The sequence below is a fragment of the Streptomyces sp. Root1304 genome, from assembly GCF_001426405.1.
Classification (GTDB): Bacteria; Actinomycetota; Actinomycetes; order Streptomycetales; family Streptomycetaceae; genus Streptomyces.
In genome coordinates, this window is sequence record NZ_LMEP01000020.1 from 1 (window position 1) to 2138 (window position 2138).

General features: G+C 59.5%; 2 protein-coding genes. Both read right to left on the reverse strand.

The genetic code is table 11. The features are described 5' to 3' along the window. Window positions 1–1065 precede the first annotated feature (1065 nt). Complete coding sequence (locus ASD33_RS35505; protein ID WP_157870056.1) at window positions 1066–1644, reverse strand: hypothetical protein; 579 nt, start codon at window positions 1642–1644, stop codon at window positions 1066–1068. Next, window positions 1637–1969 carry a hypothetical protein gene (locus ASD33_RS19435; protein WP_024762002.1) on the reverse strand — a complete coding sequence of 111 codons (333 nt, stop codon included), beginning with the start codon at window positions 1967–1969 and terminating at the stop codon, window positions 1637–1639. The genes ASD33_RS35505 and ASD33_RS19435 overlap by 8 nt, the downstream gene beginning before the upstream one ends. Window positions 1970–2138: the final 169 nt, after the last annotated feature.

The window sequence follows — 2138 nt, forward strand, 5'->3', positions numbered from 1 at the left end:
GGTGGCGGATTGGTGATCTTGGTCGTGAACCCGTCTACCAGGAGCCTTCTTCATGCCCACCTCCGGGGTTGCCCGTCCAACCACCCGTCAGGTCGGAAACGGCTCACCACTTCCTCGATAACCTCACGTTCTAGCCCCCAAGTGTCCAACATCAAGGGGAAGCTTCATTCTGCGTAAAGACCCTCGTGAAGCTCCCAAGCAACCGCGCGCAGACGCTCCTTGAGTTCCGCCCTACCTGAGCCGCGTGTCTTATTGTCATGGCACGTAGCACACAGGGCGATCATTGCGCTTGGCTCATCCAGCCCCCCGGCCGCATGGTCGTCAATGTGGTCGACGTGCAGGAGCGGTTCGCCCGAGTCCGTAATGTAGAGCATTTCACCGCGTGGCAGTAGGCAATCTGGGTTCTCGCAGCGACGATTACAGCGGTGGAGTACGGCCTGGCGGGCGTAACGGTCACGCGTGCGACGGTCGCCGTGTATCGGGCTGCGCTGCTCATGCAGGCCAGCGTGCTTTCGTGCCATAACGCGCTCGCATAGCGCCCTGTACGCAGCTCCGCGCTTCTGACGGACGCGCATCTTGCGCGGCTGATAGGGCAGGGGCTGATACCCCGAAGTCGCTGACTGGGCAGGGCTGCCGGCATAGGAGTCGACTGAGAGAAGCCCTGCTGCGATCAGGTTGCTTACGGTTTGCTTCCCGTCGATCACCCTCGCATGAGGAACCACTAACGGGCGTGAGTGCCCGGGAAGCGTGCGCAGTAGCGTTGGAGCCATGGTGTGCGTCTTGCCTGCGCCGGTGGACATCGTGAAGGCGGGTGGGTTGGTCACTTTAGGCTGCACCCAACTAGGGTCGCGTTCCCCGCTGAGCACTCGACTTATATACGAACGACGGTCCGAAGTGCTCATGACCCCTCCCATAATCAGGTCTGAAACACGCCATCTCACACGGCACTGACAACCGCTGCCTACCGCTTCACCCACCCACAGATCGCGAGCGCGGCGAGATCGAGCAGGGCCGACTCGGGGAGGCGACGCCCAACTGGCCGCCGTCGCGTCTGCGATGGCGTCATCAGACGCCAAATTCAGCATGTCGCAGCATGTCCAGGGCGTTTTTTAATGATTTCCTGAGTACCACATCGCTATACCCCAATAGAATTTTGTCCCCCGCCATCAATTCCGCTAGATCCCCGAGTGTAGACGCATCCTCTTCGTGTTCCAAGGAATACATGTACACCAAGATCGCCTCCATTGCAGTTGCTCGCTGAATCGTCGGGTCACCAGCGGTAAATTTTCTTATGCTCCTGATCCAGGTGAGTAGGATCGAGAGGACATCCTCTAGCGGGGAGTCGCGCGTCTGAACGCTGAGCGCCTTGGCCTTCAGCACTAGGCGCAGCAGTGAATCGCACCGCGCCTCAAATTCTTTAGGGTATTCGACTTTCTTTGACCAGTCGGCAAGATGAAGAAACGGCATCTCTCTCACGGTGCGACAGAAGTCGTCCAGTAGCGCATTCCCCTCTGCGTATATATCAAGGACCAGCTCATGGCGGACCCTATCCAGCCCGCCTGTCGCCCCGAAAATAATATGCTCAGCGTTGTACTGGTTTCCTGTGACGCTTTGTCGGCTCTGATTGAAACTAGCTTCAGCCACTCAAGCCCCCGGCAATCTGGCCGACGGTTGCTGCCAGTGTCGCCAACCCAACAGCATCTGCGAGCCAAGCACGTGCACGCTCGAGGCGCCGCCTTGCGGTGGCGGTGTCGCCTGTCTCCAGGTCTCGACGGGCCGCAAAGAGCTCGTCTCGCCCTAGTTGGTCAAGCTGGGAGTCCTCTGCGCACGCGACATCGATGACCTCGTCCAGCTGTTCACGAGCTGCTTCAAGAGTGATGCGTTCTGTCCTGTACTGGACCTGATTGATGGTCTCGGCGTTGTTCTGGCCGCCGTAAACGGTCTGGTTGTGCTGGTTGAAGGTCGCCATGGGCCGAGACTATTGCCAGTCCCCGTTGCGTGTCGGCTGTCTCTCGCATCTCTGCACATGCAAGGAGCCGTTTCCGACCTGACGGGTGGTTGGACGGGCAACCCCGGAGGTGGGCATGAAGAAGGCTCCTGGTAGACGGGTTCACGACCAAGATCACCAATCCGCCACC